The 19134-nt window shown below is 37.7% G+C and carries 20 protein-coding genes; 5 read left to right on the top strand and 15 right to left on the bottom strand.

Translation table 11 applies throughout. The features are described from left to right. Nucleotides 1-10: 10 nt before the first annotated feature. The 8 genes from EIY84_RS06450 to EIY84_RS06415 all read right to left on the bottom strand — a co-directional run bounded on the left by EIY84_RS06450 (nucleotide 11) and on the right by EIY84_RS06415 (nucleotide 7576). A complete protein-coding gene (locus EIY84_RS06450) occupies nucleotides 11-898 on the bottom strand; it encodes a GLPGLI family protein (protein WP_124641399.1) in 888 nt (295 codons plus the stop codon). A 7-nt stretch (nucleotides 899-905) separates the two neighbouring features. Then, nucleotides 906-1826 carry a GLPGLI family protein gene (locus tag EIY84_RS06445; RefSeq protein ID WP_124641397.1) on the bottom strand — a complete coding sequence of 307 codons (921 nt, stop codon included), beginning with the start codon at nucleotides 1824-1826 and terminating at the stop codon, nucleotides 906-908. A gap of 124 nt (nucleotides 1827-1950) precedes the next feature. After that, the gene (locus EIY84_RS06440; protein ID WP_124641395.1) at nucleotides 1951-4602 is read right to left on the bottom strand and encodes a carboxypeptidase-like regulatory domain-containing protein; all 2652 of its coding nucleotides are present in this window, start codon (nucleotides 4600-4602) and stop codon (nucleotides 1951-1953) included. A 245-nt stretch (nucleotides 4603-4847) separates the two neighbouring features. Continuing rightward, a complete protein-coding gene (locus EIY84_RS06435; protein ID WP_124641393.1) occupies nucleotides 4848-5609 on the bottom strand; it encodes a GLPGLI family protein in 762 nt (253 codons plus the stop codon). Nucleotides 5610-5613: 4 nt separating this feature from the next. Next, nucleotides 5614-5823 carry a hypothetical protein gene (locus EIY84_RS06430; protein ID WP_124641391.1) on the bottom strand — a complete coding sequence of 70 codons (210 nt, stop codon included), beginning with the start codon at nucleotides 5821-5823 and terminating at the stop codon, nucleotides 5614-5616. A gap of 141 nt (nucleotides 5824-5964) precedes the next feature. Further along, nucleotides 5965-6459 (bottom strand): hypothetical protein, encoded by a 495-nt coding sequence (locus EIY84_RS06425; protein ID WP_124641389.1) that lies wholly within the window; start codon nucleotides 6457-6459, stop codon nucleotides 5965-5967. An 18-nt stretch (nucleotides 6460-6477) separates the two neighbouring features. Then, entirely contained in the window at nucleotides 6478-7023 is a 546-nt protein-coding gene (locus EIY84_RS06420) for a hypothetical protein (RefSeq protein ID WP_124641387.1), read from the bottom strand. 4 nt (nucleotides 7024-7027) lie between these two features. Then, nucleotides 7028-7576, bottom strand: a complete 549-nt coding sequence (locus tag EIY84_RS06415) for an RNA polymerase sigma factor (RefSeq protein ID WP_124641385.1) — start codon at nucleotides 7574-7576, stop codon at nucleotides 7028-7030. Nucleotides 7577-7661: 85 nt separating this feature from the next. On the opposite strand from EIY84_RS06415, the gene EIY84_RS06410 reads away from it, so the two are divergent. From EIY84_RS06410 to porW, 4 genes are all read left to right on the top strand, one after another. Next, the gene (locus tag EIY84_RS06410) at nucleotides 7662-8414 is read left to right on the top strand and encodes a Rossmann-like and DUF2520 domain-containing protein (protein WP_124641383.1); all 753 of its coding nucleotides are present in this window, start codon (nucleotides 7662-7664) and stop codon (nucleotides 8412-8414) included. Then, nucleotides 8404-8922, top strand: a complete 519-nt coding sequence (locus tag EIY84_RS06405) for a KdsC family phosphatase (RefSeq protein WP_124641381.1) — start codon at nucleotides 8404-8406, stop codon at nucleotides 8920-8922. The genes EIY84_RS06410 and EIY84_RS06405 overlap by 11 nt, the downstream gene beginning before the upstream one ends. Nucleotides 8923-8930: 8 nt before the next feature. Continuing rightward, the gene (locus EIY84_RS06400) at nucleotides 8931-9500 is read left to right on the top strand and encodes a Maf family protein (RefSeq protein ID WP_124641379.1); all 570 of its coding nucleotides are present in this window, start codon (nucleotides 8931-8933) and stop codon (nucleotides 9498-9500) included. Nucleotides 9501-9578: 78 nt separating this feature from the next. Further along, a complete protein-coding gene (gene porW, locus EIY84_RS06395) occupies nucleotides 9579-12074 on the top strand; it encodes a type IX secretion system periplasmic lipoprotein PorW/SprE (RefSeq protein WP_124641377.1) in 2496 nt (831 codons plus the stop codon). A gap of 113 nt (nucleotides 12075-12187) precedes the next feature. On the opposite strand, the gene EIY84_RS06390 is transcribed toward porW, so the two are convergent. Both EIY84_RS06390 and tsaB read right to left on the bottom strand, forming a co-directional pair. Next, nucleotides 12188-13000 carry a class I SAM-dependent methyltransferase gene (locus EIY84_RS06390; protein WP_124641375.1) on the bottom strand — a complete coding sequence of 271 codons (813 nt, stop codon included), beginning with the start codon at nucleotides 12998-13000 and terminating at the stop codon, nucleotides 12188-12190. Continuing rightward, entirely contained in the window at nucleotides 13001-13669 is a 669-nt protein-coding gene (gene tsaB / locus EIY84_RS06385) for a tRNA (adenosine(37)-N6)-threonylcarbamoyltransferase complex dimerization subunit type 1 TsaB (protein ID WP_124641373.1), read from the bottom strand. Nucleotides 13670-13887: 218 nt separating this feature from the next. Here tsaB and EIY84_RS06380 point away from each other — a divergent pair, with 218 nt between their 5' ends. Continuing rightward, the gene (locus EIY84_RS06380; protein WP_124641371.1) at nucleotides 13888-14067 is read left to right on the top strand and encodes a histone H1; all 180 of its coding nucleotides are present in this window, start codon (nucleotides 13888-13890) and stop codon (nucleotides 14065-14067) included. A gap of 48 nt (nucleotides 14068-14115) precedes the next feature. On the opposite strand, the gene EIY84_RS06375 is transcribed toward EIY84_RS06380, so the two are convergent. From EIY84_RS06375 to mreC, 5 genes are read right to left on the bottom strand one after another with little or no spacing between them, the layout of a single operon-like run. Further along, nucleotides 14116-14496 (bottom strand): YybH family protein, encoded by a 381-nt coding sequence (locus tag EIY84_RS06375; protein ID WP_206428194.1) that lies wholly within the window; start codon nucleotides 14494-14496, stop codon nucleotides 14116-14118. A 16-nt stretch (nucleotides 14497-14512) separates the two neighbouring features. Then, nucleotides 14513-15742 carry a rod shape-determining protein RodA gene (rodA, locus tag EIY84_RS06370; protein ID WP_124641368.1) on the bottom strand — a complete coding sequence of 410 codons (1230 nt, stop codon included), beginning with the start codon at nucleotides 15740-15742 and terminating at the stop codon, nucleotides 14513-14515. Next, complete coding sequence (locus EIY84_RS06365) at nucleotides 15739-17748, bottom strand: penicillin-binding transpeptidase domain-containing protein (RefSeq protein WP_124641366.1); 2010 nt, start codon at nucleotides 17746-17748, stop codon at nucleotides 15739-15741. The genes rodA and EIY84_RS06365 overlap by 4 nt, the downstream gene beginning before the upstream one ends. Beyond that, nucleotides 17745-18254 carry a rod shape-determining protein MreD gene (locus EIY84_RS06360; protein ID WP_124641364.1) on the bottom strand — a complete coding sequence of 170 codons (510 nt, stop codon included), beginning with the start codon at nucleotides 18252-18254 and terminating at the stop codon, nucleotides 17745-17747. Before EIY84_RS06360 ends, EIY84_RS06365 begins: the two co-directional genes overlap by 4 nt. Further along, nucleotides 18251-19111: a rod shape-determining protein MreC gene (mreC, locus tag EIY84_RS06355; protein WP_124641362.1), complete on the bottom strand. Its 861-nt coding sequence runs from the start codon at nucleotides 19109-19111 to the stop codon at nucleotides 18251-18253. Before mreC ends, EIY84_RS06360 begins: the two co-directional genes overlap by 4 nt. Nucleotides 19112-19134 lie beyond the last annotated feature (23 nt).

Raw genomic sequence — 19134 nt, 5'->3', positions numbered from 1 at the left:
GCTTTTCTATTTATTTGATAAGTGTAGGCTCTATGCTGTTGTCGAAAAACTCTAAGGATTTTCTGACCCTTTCTTCTTTATTTTTTATCATTTCCTTGAAGTCCAATGGTTTCCCGCCAACCGAAGAAGTAACGACCACCCTGTTTTCACTGCTCGGGGATGCCATTTCTCTTATACTTTTTGCAGGATCGGCAATGTAGTTTTTCACTACTTTTTTATACTTCTCTTCGGATATTTCTATCGCTTTGTCGCCATCGAAAACCAACCCATTGGGTTGTGATTTTTCTTTTACTTCAACTTTTGGTTGTAGTTTTTTGTTGGCGATCATGTTCATTTTAAAACCGCCTGTTGCGTCTTCAATGCTTACAATAAGCCCCGGTAATCCTTGGAATTTGTAGGGTCCATCAGGGAAAGGAAGTTCTTCTACAAACCATGCCGTCCAATCCCTTCCACCCCAAGAAGTTGTTGCTTTTTGGGCAGTGTAGTTTCCTATTTTCTTTTTTTCAGGTGAAATTTTCCACAGCTGTTTTTCTTCTTCTTTAATTTTATAATTCTGCCCGTCCAAATCTTTCAATAAAAAGACCTCATTTTTTGCATAATCCTTTATTACAGAAGTGCTGACGGTTCCTTTTTTAGATCCGGTTCCGGAAAGATCAATATTGGTAGTAACACCTGGTTTAAAATTTTTCCAGATTTCTGCTTTTATCGAGTCGGTTTGTATTTTGTGTAAGGATTTGTACACCGAGCCTTTGGCATCTATATCCAGCGCCATTAGGTCTTGATAGATGGTGTCTTTAAGTTTGGAGTTGGGTTGGTATTTGTACTCGTACACAAAACGATGTACCTGAGCGGTTGCCATGGTGGTGCACAGCACCAATAGTGCGAATAATTTTTTCATGTTTGTATTAAAGTTTAAATAGATTAGGCTCTATTCGGTTGTTGTTGTTTTTAAGCATCGTTTTGGCACTTTCTTCTTTTCGCTTCATCATTTCTTTCATGTCCAATTCTTTTCCATTTTGGTCTTTCATGATGTATGTATTGGTCGTATAGTAACCGCCACCACCAGATACACTTCTTGATGACATTTCTCTAAGGTTTTTTGCGGGATCTTTTATATAATTTTTCCATGCTTTTTTAAACTGATCTACGGTTACCGGAATTTCTTTAGTCCCAAATGTAATGGTTGCTTCTCCAACTTTTTTGGTGTTTACAATTTCTTCTTTGTTGGGCATTTTTTTATTGGCCACCATGGTCATGATGTGAGATCCCGTTGTATCTTCTAATTTTACAATTAAACCGGGTAAACCGTGGAATTTATACGGGCCGTCTGGAAATGGCAAATCTGTGGTGAACCACGCCACCCAATCTCTTCCACCAAAGGATGTCGTTGCTTTCTGAGCGGTATAATTTCCTATTTTTTGAGTTTCGGAAAGGATTTTCCAGTCTTGTTTTCCTTCTTCTGCTATTTTGTACAAATCAGAATCTACTTTTTCAAAAAGATAGGTTTTGTACTCCGGATATTCTTTTACAACCTTCTGTTCTACCGTACCTTGCTTACGAGATAATCCAGAAAAGCTGAGAGATCCACCACTTCCCATGCTTTTTTGTGCACTGAACAATCGTGCTCTAAATGCGGAATCTCTTTCCAATTTACTTAGACTTTCGTAGCTGGATCCTTTTTCATCGATGTCCAACACCATAAGATCGTCCATGACTTTTTCTTTCTCGTTGATGTTCGGGATGTACTTGTATTCGTAAACAAAACGATGTACCTGTGCCGTAGCCATGGTTGAACAGAGGACCAATGCTGCAAATAATTTTTTCATGTATTTTTTTAATTAATCGTTTAAAGATATGACTTATTGATAAATCTCAATAAAATTTAATATTTTTTTAACAAAAAAGCCCTTTCAGTTGGATTTGAAAGGGCTTTTAATCAATTCTATTTTGTTAAAAGTTAAACTTAACAGCAAACATGACCTGACTCGGTCTAAGTTGGATTTTGGTATAGCTTTCCGATGTTGCACCTACGGAATACCTTTCGAATACTTTTTTGTTCGCGATGTTATTCCACTTCAATTCAAAATCAATTTTCTTTTTGGACCAAGTGTACTGATAGGTCAAATCGTAAAATGCATTGTGGTACATATTGTCCGGAGTACCGGAGTTCAGCTGATCCCAAGCAAATCCTACGGTATGGTTTTCTATCGGATAGAAGTAGGTGCTCAAATTATGCTGATACCCTAAGGATCTGTTGGTAAGTGTACTGATCTGTTTGCTCCAATTGTAGTTCATGTTATAATCGACACTCATCCAAGAAAAATAAGAATTGTTGAACTTGAAACCTAAACTTTGGCTTTCGGATTTGTTGTCGAACAAAATATTGTTTTGGATCATTTCAGATTTGGACTCGTTGTAGCTGAAAGTTACCGATGCATTCGACTTGATGGCCGGGAAGTATTTTCCCACCTCAGCATTGGCAGCAAAAGAGTTAGAACTGTTGTCTCTTTCGATATAATTGGTTACCACATATCCCAAAGAGTTCACAAATGGTGACGATGTCAAGTTGCTTTTGTTACCGCTTATGTTCGTGCCTACATTAAAGAACAAATTGTTCAAAGGATTTCTGTATTGAATTCGGATTCCTGTAGATTTCGATTGATTTTCTCTGAACGGATTGTTCGGGTTCATGGCGGAAAGTGACGACGGCGAACCAAGAAGTAAACCGGCATAAACATCCGAAATATCTGCAAAACTATGGTTCATATTGGCAAAAACATTCGCCGTCCAGAACGATAGAAATTTGTACTGAACAAAAGCATTGGGCTCGAAGGTTATTTTGTGTGCCGAACGATCCAAACCTCTGAGCGGATCAACTGCTTTTATGTTTTTAAAATTAAACGGCAATCCCGCAAACATCATCCAGTTATCGGATTTGTAATTAATGCCCAAAGACGCATACGGTTTCAGATCGGTAAACTCCAAATCGTTTTGGAAGGCTTGTCCCATGGTCTGAAGCGTGCCACCGTTTCTGAACATCAAATCCGAGTTGATCGTATTGTTGGAAAAATTCAAACCAATTTCTGGGGTGAAAGTCCAATATTTGTAGCTCAAACTAAGATTGGCAGAATGATTGGCCTCTATGGTTTTCATTTTGAAATCTTGTCTTAGCATTTCCGAAGTACTCGGGAACGGCAAGTTCAGGTTGACATAAGAAGCCGGTGCAATATCCAAAGTTTGTCTGTCGTTTTGGTAGTTGATGTACGATTTCAGGTTGATCATTTTTTCCTTCCACGGCAATATCGCGCTCAACGAGTTTTGGAAAGAAGAAGTAGGCGACTCGATGGACTCTGCACCGGTTGCTGCACCTCTTTGTACATCGGCTCTATCGGCATTCCAAAATTGGTTAAAGGTTGTTGTGTTTTTAAAAAAGCCTTTCTTGGCATTTTTTGTAAAGATCAATTCTCCTTTGGCTTTGTTGGTGTAAAATTTATTCTGAAGATTGGTTACTACCGTAGAGTTGATGGGAGCAAAATAGTTGATCTGGCTGTACGACTCACGGCTCACCACATTGTTGGTGTAGTTGGCATTGGCCTTCAGCTCCCATTCTTTATTTTTGAATGGATTGGTCAATAAATTTGCAGAAAGGAAATGAACATTGTTCATCAAATATCTTTTTTGAGGCAGGTTGGGTACGGATGCGTTTTCTACATTCAGCCAATCGTTTTGGGAAGCATTTCTTCTCACTCCTTCCCAATGGGATCCAAAAGAAAGCATCATGCCTTCTCTCTCCACATCTTCTCCAACATTGTTGGTTTTGTAATTAACAATCCATTGGTTTTTCTGACCAAAAAACATGGGGGTAAGTTTTACATTCCACAACCAAGGATCGATAAAACCTGTGCCTACCTCGCCACGACCGGTCATGGTGACTTTGGATTTCAGTTTTATGTTCATTGCTGCTTGATCGGAAGGGACTTTATCTTGAAGAATTTTTATTGGTTGGTGGTTTTCCATGATCTCTACCTTTGCCACAGCATCTTTGGGCAAAGAGTTGTTGATCGTTCCGTAGCCGCCTTCCATAAGATCTTTTCCATTGACATAAAATTTGATAAGTGGTTTTCCTTGGTACAAAATACCACCGTCTTTCCCCACTTCTATTCCCGGCATTTTTTTTAGAACATCCGCAAGGGTTCTGTCCGATTTGTTTTCAAAAGCTTTCAGGTCGTAGGAAATGGTATCGCCTTTAGCGGTGATCATTTTCGCCTTCAGTTTTACTTCTTTAATCTCTGTAGCCTCGGTTTGCAGGGTAAAATTAAGTTGCTGATCGTTATTGCTGATTTCCTTCACCAAAGTTTTGTGATTGAAAGCTTTTACTTTGATGTCCAAATTGGGATCTGCCGAGTTAAAAGAAATTTTATACTCTCCTTTGGCATTGGAAATGGCATACGCTACGATGGCGTCTTTTCCTTTTTCTTCGATGGTGATGCTGGCAGAGGACACCGTCTCTCCTTCGGAGTTTTTTACTACTCCAGAAATGTTTTTCTGGGAAAATGCTATGGCAAATACCAAAAGCAAGAAAAGTGATAACGATTTTTTCATATTTTAGTCTATTTTCTATTCTTATCTCAATCTACCTTTTCATTGCAAAAAAGGAGGTGTTTTTTGTGTTTACTTTTTGTTGTTAACTGTGATTTAACATTTTATTGGTAGTAAATTTCCTGAAAATGTTACAAAGTATTCAATAATTATTAAAAAAACAAAACCATTTGAATTGCAATTCAAACGGTTTTATAAAAAACCACTGTTAAGTAGGATGAAGATTCTTTGTTAAAGTTAAAATCTTTTTAATTTATTTCAAGTTCAATGGGATTGTTTCTTCTTTCTTCTGTATTTTTTAAATTAACCATAATTCTTTTTTTTAATTCTGGATCTTCAAACACGGGGTAAGGAGCAAGTGTGAACATGATATTATAAACTGTTTCTTTGTATTTGTTTTTTGTTACAAATTTGATGTCGGAAAAGTTTATTTTTAGATCCACTTTCTTTCTCTCGACCGATTTCATAATAAAAACATATTCTCTATTTTCATCAAAGACTTCTACCACCAATCCTGGAAGTCCATTGAATTTATAAGGCCCTATTGGAAAAGGATATCGTGTAGAAAAATATGCCACCCACTTTCTTCCGTATTTTTCAGTGGTTGCTTTACTACAAACAATCCCATCAATTTCTTTGGTTTCGTTTTCAATTTTCCATTTCAAATCCACCTTTTCTTTATATCCTAATTTGTCGTCCATAAAAGTCCCAAAAGCAAAAATTTCTTGATGGTTATTAAAAATTAATTCTTCTATATACGATGTATTCGATTCTATTTTAGAACGATCTACTGTATAATTGGTCGCAAAATCTTCTAACAAAGATTCTGGAGCAGAGAAAGAAAAATCATCTCCCAAGAGCAAAATGTAGTTCACCTTATGTACCACTTTGGCTTTTCCTGGTTGAAAAAAACCATCGTACATCACCATATAATTTGAAGATTTGGAAATCTCTTGCGAAAAGATACATGATGAAATTGCGATAAGCAAAAGAGAGATGATTTTCTTCATAAATTTAATTTAATGTTAATACTTTCGTTACTTTCATGTTTATAACATTAGGTCTTACCCCACATTGGGTTTCGTTGATATTTTTAATATCATTCTTTATTTGTGTTTCTGTCCAACTATCCGGATAGGTCGTGGAATGTTTTACACCACAAGTGGAAGTCCATGTTACAATTTTTTCTGCGTAAGCAAAAACTGAAAAGCATGTTAACGCCATGAGTACAAGTTTCTTTTTCAGAATAAATAAAATTTTTAAAGTGTTTAATGGCGTAAAACTAAAACTAAAACTATGCAAATTTTTTAGTATTTATTTTCATTTTTTGTAAGAATTCTTACAATTTTTCAAAAAGACTAAGGATTATCGATCTTCTGTTCTCTTCCTGTGTTGATCAATTTTTTCTCGCATTTTCATTTCGTTATGAAAAAGTTTCAACACTTGTTTGGGGCTTAGGATTTTTAAAAATTCTTGAGTGTATTTTTTTCTGTTGTCCATCAACTTTTGTCCTACCACAAAACTGTTTTCCAATTCCAACTTCGCTTCCTGCTCTGTCATTTTATCGGAATCTTCAGGATGTTTGAAACGGTCTTTTATCACTCTTTGGCTTTCCATATATTCATGAAAAAGTTGTCGGAACTGTTTGTCATTGCTTGGCGAAACTTGAAGTTCTTTTACCAAATGATCTTCTCTCATTTGTCGTATAAACATCTTTTTCTCGGACATCGACAGTTTGTCAAAGGCTTCTTTTCTTTGTTCTTTGCTCATGCTTCTATAGGCATCTGTCGTCAGTTGTTGTGCAAAAGCCAACGATGCACAAAATAGGCACAATACGGTAACTATTCTCCTTGCTTTCATTGCATTATGTTTTTTAGTTTAGTAATATAAATCCAGATAAATATCTTGGTCGCCGCCGCTGCCCAAATCGGCCAAGTCTTTTTCGCTCATTTCGGAAAGCACAGCATCCATTTGTTCTTTATAAACCGTTTGTGATACGGGTTTAATCGTAGCGTTTGGTTTTTCATTTTTTACATTCTCAATTTGATCCGATTGAGCAGTACCTGTTATTTCTGGTGCTTGATTTGTGGCAATGGAGTGATCAACGGCAATTTTATGATTTTCTTTTCTTTCATTGGTCGGATTATTAACCACAACAGGGATAGGCTTGTCTTCAACCGTATCGTTCAGATTTGGGATAAATTGGCTTATTCCGAAAATTAATGCTACAGCAGCAGCCATTGACAGTCCAATCCATTTAATCGAGAAACGAGAATTTCTCTCGGTTTCTCTCTCGGTTTCTGCTTTGTTTTCAGAAGCGAGTACCGTTCTAGAAAGGACATTGTTTTGAATTTCTTCAAAGAAATTTTCAGGAACCTGTCCTCGATTTTTTCTTTCTAATTTTTCTATATCTATATTTTTCATGATATCAATGGTTTGCGTTTTCTATAATATACTCTTCAATTTTTTGTTTGGCATAGTGGTAATTGGTTTTCAGCGTCCCAACCGACATGTCCACTATTTGTGAAATTTCTTCGTAAGGCAAATCGTCAAAATACCTCATGTTGAATACCAATTTTTGTTTCTCCGGCAGCTTGTCAATGGCCTCATTCAACAAGAGGTGTATTTTATCTTCTTCATTTTCCAAGGGTGCAATGCTGTTTTTCAGGTGATAATCGGCATCTTCATCCATCATTTTCATTTTATTTTGTTTGTTCAGATGTTGCAAGGCTTCATTGGTCGATATTCGGTACAGCCAAGTGTACAACTTGCTTTCTTGTTTAAATTGATGAAAATTCTGATAGACCTTCACGAAAGTATCTTGCAAAACATCCTGTGCAACACAATGATCCACAACCAACCTTCGTATGTGCCAATACAAACGAGTCTGATAGGCGTCCATCAGCATCCTCAACCCTTTTTCTTGGGCTTTTGCATCTTGCATACAGCGTATGATTTCGGATTCGTTGCTTTTCATAAATTAATTTCCATTATTTGGATGTTTTTCTATTCTAAAAGTTAAATCGCCTTTCAAACAATTATTATTTTTTACTTTTGTTGTTATGAAAACGGTCATCATCGGTTCCGGAAATGTTGCTTATCATTTGGCAAAAGCTTTTTTACAAAAAGGCATTTCGGTATCTCAAATTTACGGCAGAAACGAATCGGAACTAAAAAAAATCTCTGAAGAATTGGATATTCCTTATTCTTCTCAAAAAATTCAACAGGCCGATTTTTATTTGATTTGTGTAAAAGACGACGCCATTGCAGAAGTTTCCAAGGCAATTCCTAGTCAAGACTGTCTTGTAGCGCACAGTTCTGGTGCCGTTTCCCGTGAAACCTTGGTGGGAAATTACAGAAAAGCAGTGCTCTACCCGCTCCAAACTTTTTCCAAAAACAAAGCGTTGAACTATTCCGAAATTCCGTTTTTTATCGATGCTGAAAATGCTGAAGATGAAAATCTCTTAAGAAATTTAGCCGAAAAAATATCCACTCGAGTGGCTTTTGCCGATGGAGAAAAAAGAAAATACATCCACCTGACGGCGGTTTTTGCATGCAACTTCACCAACCATCTTTTTGCCAGAGCCAAAGAAATTGCAGACAGCCAAAACATTCCGTTTCAGTTTTTTCTTCCACTCATCGACGAAACGACAAGAAAAATTCATGAAATGGATCCCAAAATGGCACAAACAGGTCCGGCCGTTAGAAACGACAAAGCCGTACTGAAGGCACACGAAGAGCTGTTGGCCGATCCCGAAAAAATCAAACTTTATAAAACCCTGAACGAATCCATAAAGAAAATGTATGAGTTATAAATTTAAACTTAAAAATATAAAAGCTTTTGTTTTTGATGTCGATGGCGTATTTACAGACGGTAGCGTATATCTGCTTCCTGGTGGACACATGTCCCGAGTGATGAATGTCCTGGACGGTTATGCCGTGGTGAAAGCCATAAAAAACAAATATCCAATCGGAGTGATTACCGGTGGAAATGACGACATGGTCAAACACAGAGTTCACTATCTGGGCATCCAAGATTATTACCCAAAATCCCAAGACAAACGAGAAGATTTTGAAAAATTTAAAGAAAAATACCAACTGAAAAGCGAAGAAATTTTGGTGATGGGCGACGACATCCCAGACATTGCGATGATGAAAAACGCAGGTCTGGCTACTTGTCCGGAAAATGCAGTCCCAGAAGTGAAAGCCATAGCCGATTACATCTCGCCCATTGCCGGCGGCAAAGGTGCTGTCCGTGATGTGATAGAACAGGTGATGAAGGTACACGGAAAGTGGACAGAAGACAATACTCAAAGCATTTAATTCTAAAAATGAAATTATTATTAGCCTCCAATTCGCCAAGACGAAAAGAACTTTTACAAGAATTGGGATTTGAATACCAAGTGGTAAACATCGATTGCGACGAGTCTTTTCCGGAAAACTTGCCCTCAGAAGAAGTAGCCGCTTTTGTATCTTTGTTAAAGTCCAACGCCTATTCAAATCTCGATAATGACGAAATTTTGATTACCGCGGATACCGTTGTTGCGTTGGAAGGAACGATTTTGGGCAAACCAAAAGACAAGGAAGATGCTAAAAAAATGTTGCAACAACTTTCAGGGAAAACCCATCAGGTGTACACGGCATTTACCCTAAAAAACAACGACAAATCCATCACAAAAACCGATGTTGCCCAAGTTTCGTTTTTAGAAATAAGCGATCAAGAAATTGAATTTTATTTGGAAAAATACCAACCCTACGACAAAGCCGGCAGTTATGGTGTACAAGAATGGTTGGGTATGGCTAAGATTTCTAAGATTGAAGGCAGCTACTATACCATTATGGGATTGCCTACCCACGAAATCTATCCTTTGATATTTGATTTTCAAAAGATTCAGCATTAATCAAAATTTCATTAAATTTACGCAAACATTTGGCAAATCAACAAAATAATTCGAAGTGTTTGCAGTTATTATACAATAATGAAAAGAAATTTTTTATATCTATTTTTAGGCGCAGTCTTATTTTCTTGTGGATCCAACAAAAGTCCTGAGACTCGTGGCCGATTCCTAAAAGGTTTTACAGCACAAAACAATACCTTGTTCAATGCCAAAGAAGCCTTGAATACGGAATTGGAAAGCCGTGAGAAAGCCTATAAAGATAATTTTTATTCGGGGTACATTTCTTTGGTCAAATACAACGATCCTTCGGAAGGTTTGGTTTCGTCAAGTTCGTCATTTTCTGGGGGTTCAAATGCAAATGTCCCGTCCATTCCCAATACTGGAGGCGTACCACCTGCCTCTCCAGGAACGAATACTACCGGAGTGAAAGGAGCAAGTATTTTGGAAATTGCAGAAGGTAAAGCACTGAAAACCATACACAACTATTCCGTTATGAGAAAAGGATTGGAAAAAAACGATCAAATTTTTGATGCGTATATGGTTTTAATAAAATCCAGAATTTACCAAAACAAACCCATCGAAGCTCTTGATGCATTCGGCAGCTTGAAACAGATTATGCCGAGAGACAAAAGAATGCCTCTGGCCATCGTGTACGAAGGACTTGCCTACACAAAACTAAAAGATTATCACAAAGCCAATTCTATTTTTACTGAGCTTAAGAAACAAAATATTTCCAAGAAATACGATAAAGTTTTATCTGTTTTTAATGCAGAAAATTTAATTTTATTTGACAAAAAAGATCAAGCCATTGCAGAGTTGGATCGGGCATTTGCTCTGAACTCGGATCGCCCATTAAAAAGTAGAATTTCCTTTCTAAAAGGGCAACTCCTTTCGGAAAAAGGGAAAAATGTAGAAGCCAGAACTGCTTTTTTAAACGCGTACAAATACGCCAATGATTTTGAATTTGAAGTAAAATCACAAATAGAAATCGCAAAAACCTACAACTCCAAAGACGATTATGAAGGAGCTAGAAAATATTTAGAAAACATCTCGAAAAAAGGAACTTACGCCTCCAGAAAAAACGAATTTTACTACGCTTTAGGACTGATGGCTAACAAAGTAGGAAAGAAACAAGAGGCGCTAGACTATTTTAGAAAATCGCTTAAGGAAAAAGTTTCAGATTCTCAAATTCGAGGTTTAGATTATTATGAAATTGGTAAACATTATCTGGAGAAAGACGATTACATCACGGCTGGAGCCTATTATGATTCGGCATTGGTAGCCATGACGCACGCTCCGACAAAAATCCTTTTGAAAGAGCAGAGCGATAACATAAAAAAGCTCTCAAAAAACTATTACCTCATCAAAAAGAATGACAGTATTCTGGCATTAGCAGCCATGCCAGAGGCGGATAGAACGGCTTTTTTCCAAAAATACATCAACACGCTAAAAGCCAAAGAAGAGCTTGCTGAAAGAGAAAGAAAACTAAAAGAAAGAAATGCCGGTTTTGACAATTCTGATTTTAGCAAAAATTCGATTTTTGGAAATTCCGGGAATAATTTTCAGGATTTTGGAACAGGAACCAAAGGTTTTTACTTTAACAATCAGAATACCGTTGCAAAAGGAACAAGCAGTTTTAAACAAATTTGGGGCGATCGTGCTTTGTCGGACAATTGGCGATTTTCCGCTAAAATGGCAACCCTTGTCGATACAAAAAACTCCGTTATGGGTACCTCTTCCGCACCCGACCCACGAAGATACGAACCTGCTTTTTACATCGAAAAAATCCCAACAGATTTGGCACAGTTGGATCAGTTAAAAAAAGATCGGGACACTGCATCTCTTGGTTTGGGTATCATGTACGACAATCTGTTTAGCAACCGACCGTTGGCAACCAAAACCTTGTACAAATTGGTGGACAACAAACCCGTGGAAGATGTTATGTTAAAAGCCTTGTACCAAATCTTTTGGATGAATTATGAAAAGAATCCCGAAATTGCTGAACGAGCAAAAAACATCCTGATCAACGATTATCCGTACAGTTCCTATGCTGAGTTTGCCAGAAACCCAAGAGGCAGTAACTTCTTAAAATCTGCTGAAGCGGTAGAAAGTGCCTATCTCGAAGCTTACCAGCTTTACAAAGACGAGAAATATGCAGAAGGTAAGCTCTTGGTTGAAAAAACTTTGAAAGACCATCCTAAAGACGCTTTGGTGCCAAAACTTTCTTTGTTGAACGCCTTTTTGACCGGGAAATTATCCGGAAAAGAAATCATGATCCTTCAGTTGGAGCAAATTGTTTTGAACTATGCCAAAACGGATGAGGGCAAAAAAGCCAAAGAAATGCTGAACTATCTAAAAAGCGATATCAAATTGCAAATGATGGACAACAAAGGCAATCCGATACAGCAGCCGAATAACAACCTGCCAAAGGCCGCACCACCAGCAACATCGGGAGGATTGTTTAACTCAGGAAATTCTGGGGCACCGCCTGTGAAAAAGAATGCAGATCTGAATAAAAAAATAAACACATCACAAAACTTGGAAACAATTGATGCCCAAGTGAAAACCAAAAAATAAGTGTGCATCTGAACCTTTTCAGAATAGAGATGCGAATAAAATCAACATAAAAAAGTGGCTGTCAATTTTTTCTGACAGCCACTTTTTATTCTAAAAAATCAAATTGTTTTTTATTATTTTCGACTTGCGGTTATTGAATACACCAGGGGAATGTTGTCTTCCAAATGTTTAATTCTGTAACGATTGGGTTCAAATTCTATTGTTTTGTTGAAGCAGTTGTAGGGTGAGTAGTCGTACTCTTCCAAAGAGTTAATTTCCAGACCGTTTTTAATTAGTGCACTTACAACCTCACCTAAGCCGTGGTTCCACATCACGGAAGTTTGTGTAATTTCGGCATTTTTATCGGCATAAGTTCCATTTTCTGTTTCTACAATTGCACCAGAATTGAAATAGTTGTACCCAACTTTCTCAAAATTATCATCAAACATCCACACAACAGGATGAAATTCAACAAAAACAAATTTCCCATTGGGTTTTAGAAATGTTGAAACTATTTCTGCCCATCGATCCATATCGGGCAGCCAACCTATGGTCCCGTAACTTGTGAAAACGAAGTCAAATTTTTCGTCCAAATGCTTGGGTAAATCGTAAATGTCACAACAAATAAATTTTGTATTGCAATTGGCTTTTTGCGCAATCTCCTTTGCTTTTTCAATGGCTTTGTCGGATAAATCGACCCCAGTAACCCTAGCTCCCAAACGCTCTAACGAAATAGAATCTTGACCGAAATGGCATTGTAAATGCAAAATTGACTTTCCTTGGACATCGCCCAGCAAGTCAAGCTCTATGTCGTTAAGTGAATTTTTCCCTTTTAAAAAATTATCCAGGTCATAAAAATCCGACTTCAGATGTGCATCAACACGATTGTTCCAAGATTGTCGGTTGATGTCGATGTATTTGCTCTCTTCTGATCTATTGCGTTTCATTTAATTTTTCTTTAGTCCATGAAAATCTTTCAAATAGAAGGGTTCAAAGTAGGCCACATCTTCAAAATCTTTATTTTTAAATTTTTCTGTGGCTTTATTCACCAAATATTTTGCAGAAGGATAGACCTCTGAATTGTATTTGGCAAAGGGCAATTGAAGTAGGGTTTCTGCTTTTTTGGCACCATCTCCAACAAAAAGAATTTTTTTATCTTTAAAATTATCAAATGAGGAGTTTTCCAAAATTTTTGCTTCTGTAGCGCCAAGAACAGCTCCTGTTTTCGCATCATAAATCCCGCAATACACCTCCATTCTTCGGGCATCGACCATGGGAATGATGAGGTCAAAATCTTCACCTATAAAAGGCTCAACCATAGAATCCAAAGAGTTGATGGCGATGAGTGGTACATTCAGGCCAAAACAAAAACCTTTGGCTGCAGAAGCCCCAATTCGGAGTCCGGTGTAAGATCCGGGTCCCATTCCTAATGCAATTGCATCAATGCTGCTAAGGTCGATCTCTGCGCCTTCCAATGCCCATTGAACAAAGGTGTGCAAGCTTTCGGATTGTTTGTAATTTTCTGAAACTTCATCGCAAGAACACAGGATTTTTTGATCTTCAGAAATGGCTACAGAACAATTTTTAGATGAGGTTTCTAGGTGTAAAATTCTCATGAATCTAGTCGGATTTGCATTGAACAATTGTTTGCAAAGATACTTAAGATTTCAACTTAGAATTCAATTTTAGGTTGATGAATGAAAAAAATTAAGTATTTCTGACCAAAAATGTAGTGAAAACCATGATTCTCACTGCATTTTCTGATAATTTTATGGTGTTCATTCGTTGAAAATATTATATTTGCATCCTATTCAAATAATAAATACAAAAAACTATGAAAGAACTAATCGAAAAGATTACTGCCGAGTACGAAACTTTCACTAAAGAAGCGTCTCAACAAGTAGAAAAAGGAAACAAAGCTGCAGGAACAAGAGCTAGAAAAGCAGCATTGGAACTTAGCAAACTTTTCAAAGATTTCAGAAAAGAATCTGTAGAAGCTTCTAAAGCAAACTAAGCCTACTGAAATAGAAATAAAATCCGCCTTTTAACTGAGGCGGATTTTTTATTCGGTATGATCGGAAATGATTCTCCAGTCTTTGTGAAAGCGTTCAAAAATTAAAGTGAATATCCCGCTGGGGCTGTCTTTTTCTCGGATCAATTTCCATTTTCCAATGACCAAAGCATGTTTTTTACCCAGCATTTTTATGCGAATATCCGTAAAATCCAGCTCGCCCATTCTTTCTTTGTTGGGATATCCTTTTTTGTAATTGTTCAAAGTATTTTTCCACCCGTAAGTTGTACCTCGCGATCCAATAAACACCAAGGAATCGTTTTTCCAATAGCCTTGCATGTAGCCCTCGATATCTCCACGATTCCACGCGGTTTTTTGATTGCTCATCACCTTCAAAATATCGGATTTTTGAGCAAATGTTGATACAGACATCAAAACGAAAATCAGGCTAGACCAAAGAGTTTTTATCCGCATAATTCAATTTAAAAAAGATAAAATTCATTATAGAAAAAGTCACCAACGAGGTTCCTCCAGAACTAAAAAACGGGAGCGGAATCCCTACGGTTGGGAAAAGGCCCATCACCATTCCAATATTAATGGAAAAGTGCATGAGTAAAATAGAGGCGAAACAATACCCAAAAACACGATTGTAGATGTTCTTCTGTCTTTCTGAGAGATAATAGATTCTACCGATGTATAAGGCGTAAAGCAAGATCAAAGTGGTGCTTCCTACAAAACCCCACTCTTCGCCTACGGTACAAAAAATATAATCCGTGCTTTGTTCTGGGACAAATTTTCCTTGAGTTACAGAGCCTTCGCGATAACCTTTGCCCAATAAACCACCAGAACCAATTGCCGTTTTGGAGTAAAGCAAATTGTACCCGGAAGTATCCCTGAACATTTTCTCGCCTTTGTACAAGACTTCTATCCTTTCTCTTTGGTGTTTTGGAAGTTTTTCTAAAATTTTTGGCGCTGCAAAAGCCAAACCACACAACACAACCACCACACCCAATATACTGGAAATGGAAATGACATTCCAAGAAATTCTATTTTGGTTGATGAACACATAGAGTAAAGCTATACCGATAATGGTGATAATGACATAAACGGGATCTATGCCCAAGGCTATCAGAAAGACCAATCCAAATATAAAAATAACACCAAAAAACCATCCGCTCAATCCCTCGCGATAAAGCGCGATCATAAATGCCATAAACACCAACAACGATCCCACATCGGGTATGGCCAAAACCACGATAGCGGGAACTCCAATAATGATGAGTGCCGTCCAAAGTGATTTGTTAATTTTTATGTTAAAATCCGGTCCGGCTACATAATTGGCCAACATGAGTGCAGTCCCCAATTTGGCAAACTCTACCGGTTGAAAACTGAAGCCACCAACTCGGTACCAATTTTTTTGTCCTAAAACCTCGGTGCCAAAAGGGAAAAGTCCTATGAGCAGCAAGACACTTCCTATGTAAAACAATCCGGCCATATTTTCGAAAAATTTGGCTCTTGTAAAGAAAATTACGATACCGATAAAGACAGAAATTCCAAAGAAAGTGAGCTGTTTAATTCCGGCAGAAGGCTCAACACTATAAATGTTCGCCACTGCAAAAAGACAGAGGATTGCATAGAGAGAAAGTCCCAGTTTATCTATTCCTTCGGTCCAATTCATGGTTTGTTGCTTTTTGGGGTGTTGGTTTTCTTATTCTGTAAGCTGTCTTTCTTTTTCTTATTTTTTAGTTCGGCTTTTACCTGATTGGCCAGTCGAATACTGTCTTTAATTCGTTTTAAAGTTGCAGAATCTGGTGCCGGTTTACCGTGTTTTTTATACCACTGCCTTTTGTACTCGCCCATGAAACTGGCATTGGTCATTTTTTTATAAAGGTTTTCTCTTTTCAGCGTTCCGGTGATGTACTTCTCAGCAATCGTCGTACAAGCCGGTCCAGCCCAAGTCGCACCAAAGCCAGCATGTTCCATAACTGCAGCGACAACAATTTTAGGTTTATCGGCTGGAGCAATTAATGTGAAAATGGAATTGTCCTTACCTTGAGGTACCTGTGCCGTTCCGGTTTTTGCCATTTGGGTAAACTCAGTGCTTCTAAGGCTAGCACCCGTACCACGAAGCATTACGGCTTCCATCCCTTGTTTTACAAGATCATAAAAATGTTTATTTTGAACTTTGGTATAGTGTTTATTTTTGAAACGAGGATCCGGATTGGGTTTTCCGTCCACATACTTCACAATATGCGGGGTATAGTACCATCCGTTATTGGCTATGGCTGCCGTAAAATTTGCAATCTGAAGAGGTGTTAAAAGCACATCTCCTTGTCCCATCCCGTTAAAAATAGACCCGTTCATGGTATAATCCGAAGTCCAATTTTTTTTCCCGCGGCTTCTTTTCTCGTAAAATTCGCCGCTTGGGATTTTGCCTTTGGCACCGGTTGCCAAGTCGTTGTCTAAGTATTTGTTCAAGCCAAAACTTTCCATGATGTCTTTCCATTCATTAACACCCTTGGTCGGATTTCCAGGATATTTGTTCATGATATTGATGAATGCATGAGAAAAATAACAATTACTAGAAACCTGAATAGAAGGCACCAAAGGATCGGCACCTCCATGTCCTTTGATGGTCAATCCTCGATAGAAAAATCCTCGGCCACAAGGGAAAATGGTTTTTTCGTCCATAACCCCCATTTGCAATGCTGCAAGCGCTGTTAATAATTTAAAAGTAGATCCTGGAGGGTAAGCGGCTTGTATGGATCTGTCAAAAGTCGGTTGGTTTTCGTACAAAGTATCTTTCGCCAATTTGTACAAATTTCTTGATTTTTCTGGTCCTGTAAACAAAGCCGGATCAATATCTGGACCGGTTGCTAAAACCAAAATCTCTCCGGTATTGGGATCCAAAGCTACAATTGCACCGTGTTTGTTGACCAACATTTCTTCGGCCATTTTTTGCAGATCGTAGTCGATGGTAAGGGTAAGATCCTGACCGGTAACCACATCTTTATCCAAGCGCCCTTCTTTGTACGGACCTACGCTTCTTAGCTTAATATCCTTCTGAATATATTGTATGCCTTTAATTCCTCGAAGTTGCTTTTCATAGGATTTTTCAACCCCCGATTTTCCGATGTTATCTCCGGGTAAATAATAAAGCGAGTCTTTCTTGATGTCCCTTTCGTTCACCTCGTTGGTGTATCCCAAAAGATTACCGGATGTACTCACATTGTACTGCCTTTGAGGTCTGGAAATAATACTAAATGCGGGATATTTGAAAATAATTTCCTGAATCCTGGCGATTTCTTCCCTACTGATGTTCTTCATAAAAGTCATCGGGGTTAGCTTGGAATAGTATTTTTCCTTCTTAATTTTATCAATGGTGTTGATGAAATCGCTTTTAGAAATTCTGAGCAAATTACAGAAATCCAAAGTGTCGAAGTCGGGTTTCATCAAAGCATCGGTGTAGGAAATCTCAAAAGAAGGCTGGTTGCCCACCAAAATTTTACCATTACGATCGAAAATTACACCTCGTTGTGGGATGATGTATTCGGTTTTGATGGAGGTATTGGCTGCATTCAGCGCATAACGATCGGTAAACAGTTGAAGATACGAAAGCCTTGCGACAAATATTGCGGCAAGTACAATAAGAACGATGGATATTTTATAAAATTGAGGTTTCACACTTTTTGTTTAACTCTAAACATTAATGCATACAGCAGTATAAATATAAATGAAATAACGGCAGTAACGCTAATGTTAAGAAGAATTTCTAAAATTTTGAAGTTAAATTTAAAAAATTCTAGGTATTGAACAAAAAATTGATGCAACCAAATGCTAGAAAAAATATAACCTAAAAACTGAGACCACATGAGGGAATCAAAAGAGAAAAAATCGGTCGATGTATCGGTTGAAGAACGGAAAATCATCGTCCTAAAATAGGCAATTACACAGGTTGAAAACGCATTGATTCCCCAAGTTCCCAAAAAAGCATCAACCCCCAAACCCAATAAAAAACTAAGCCCTAGAAATTGAAATTTGTTCCTAAAAAAAGGATAAAACATCACAAAAATGGGATACAACACAGGAGTGTATTTCCCCATAATAACAATTCTATTCAGCACAAAAATCTGCAGAGCAATCAGCAAAGCAATCATCAGAATATCGGTGAATAGACTTTTTGTTATCATTGTAAATCTTTGTCTTTTTTAATTTGTACACTCAGCGTATCTTGAATTTTTTGTACTTCTGCTTTTTTCAGATTTTTAACTACAAAAACTTTTGACAATTTACCCATTTTTTCGTTCAATTCAACACTGATGTTCCAAAACCCGGTTTTGCTATCCACTTGATAACCGGCAACTTTTCCAACCATAACTCCCATTGGGAAAATGGCCGATTTACCAGCCGTAACTACCGTATCTCCCACTTTCAGTGAGACATATTTGGGCACATCTGCCAAGTGCATGGTTCTGGAATCTTCGCCGTCCCAAGTGAGGGTTCCGAAATATCCTGAATTTTTTAGTGCTGCAGAAATCCTGATTTTATGGACACTGAGCACCGATTGTACAAGGGCATAATGATCGGTAGTGTTCACCACAATTCCGGCAATTCCGTTAGGTGCGATAACGCCCATTTTTGGAAATACTCCTTGAACTTTACCTCGGTTGATGGTAAAATAATTGTCTTTTCTGTTGATGCTGTTAAAGATGACATCTCCATCAACAAAAGTATAAATTTGTCCGCCTCCAATGGTGTCGTGAACTTTTTTAAAAACGGGTGTTTTTGCCGTCTGCTTTCCGTACAATTCTTGCATCAACTGTTTGTTTTGTGCTACCAATTCTTCATTGACTTGTTTCAGCTTCAAATACGAAGCACCTTCATCAATATAACCGGAAACCCAAGAATTGAATGCAGCCGTTTGTGCAGCCATCCAAGATTGCTGCATGCTGTTGCGGCTAAAGATAAGTACTATAGCGAGCAATTGTAACAATAAGAAGAACATGAAGAAACTGTTCTTGGAAAACACCCTCAACAAAAAGCCCAAAGTAAATACTTATTTTAAGTTCG

Source organism: Amniculibacterium aquaticum (genome assembly GCF_003852705.1).
Lineage (GTDB): Bacteria > Bacteroidota > Bacteroidia > Flavobacteriales > Weeksellaceae > Amniculibacterium > Amniculibacterium aquaticum.
This window is presented reverse-complemented; position numbering and strand designations above follow the sequence as displayed.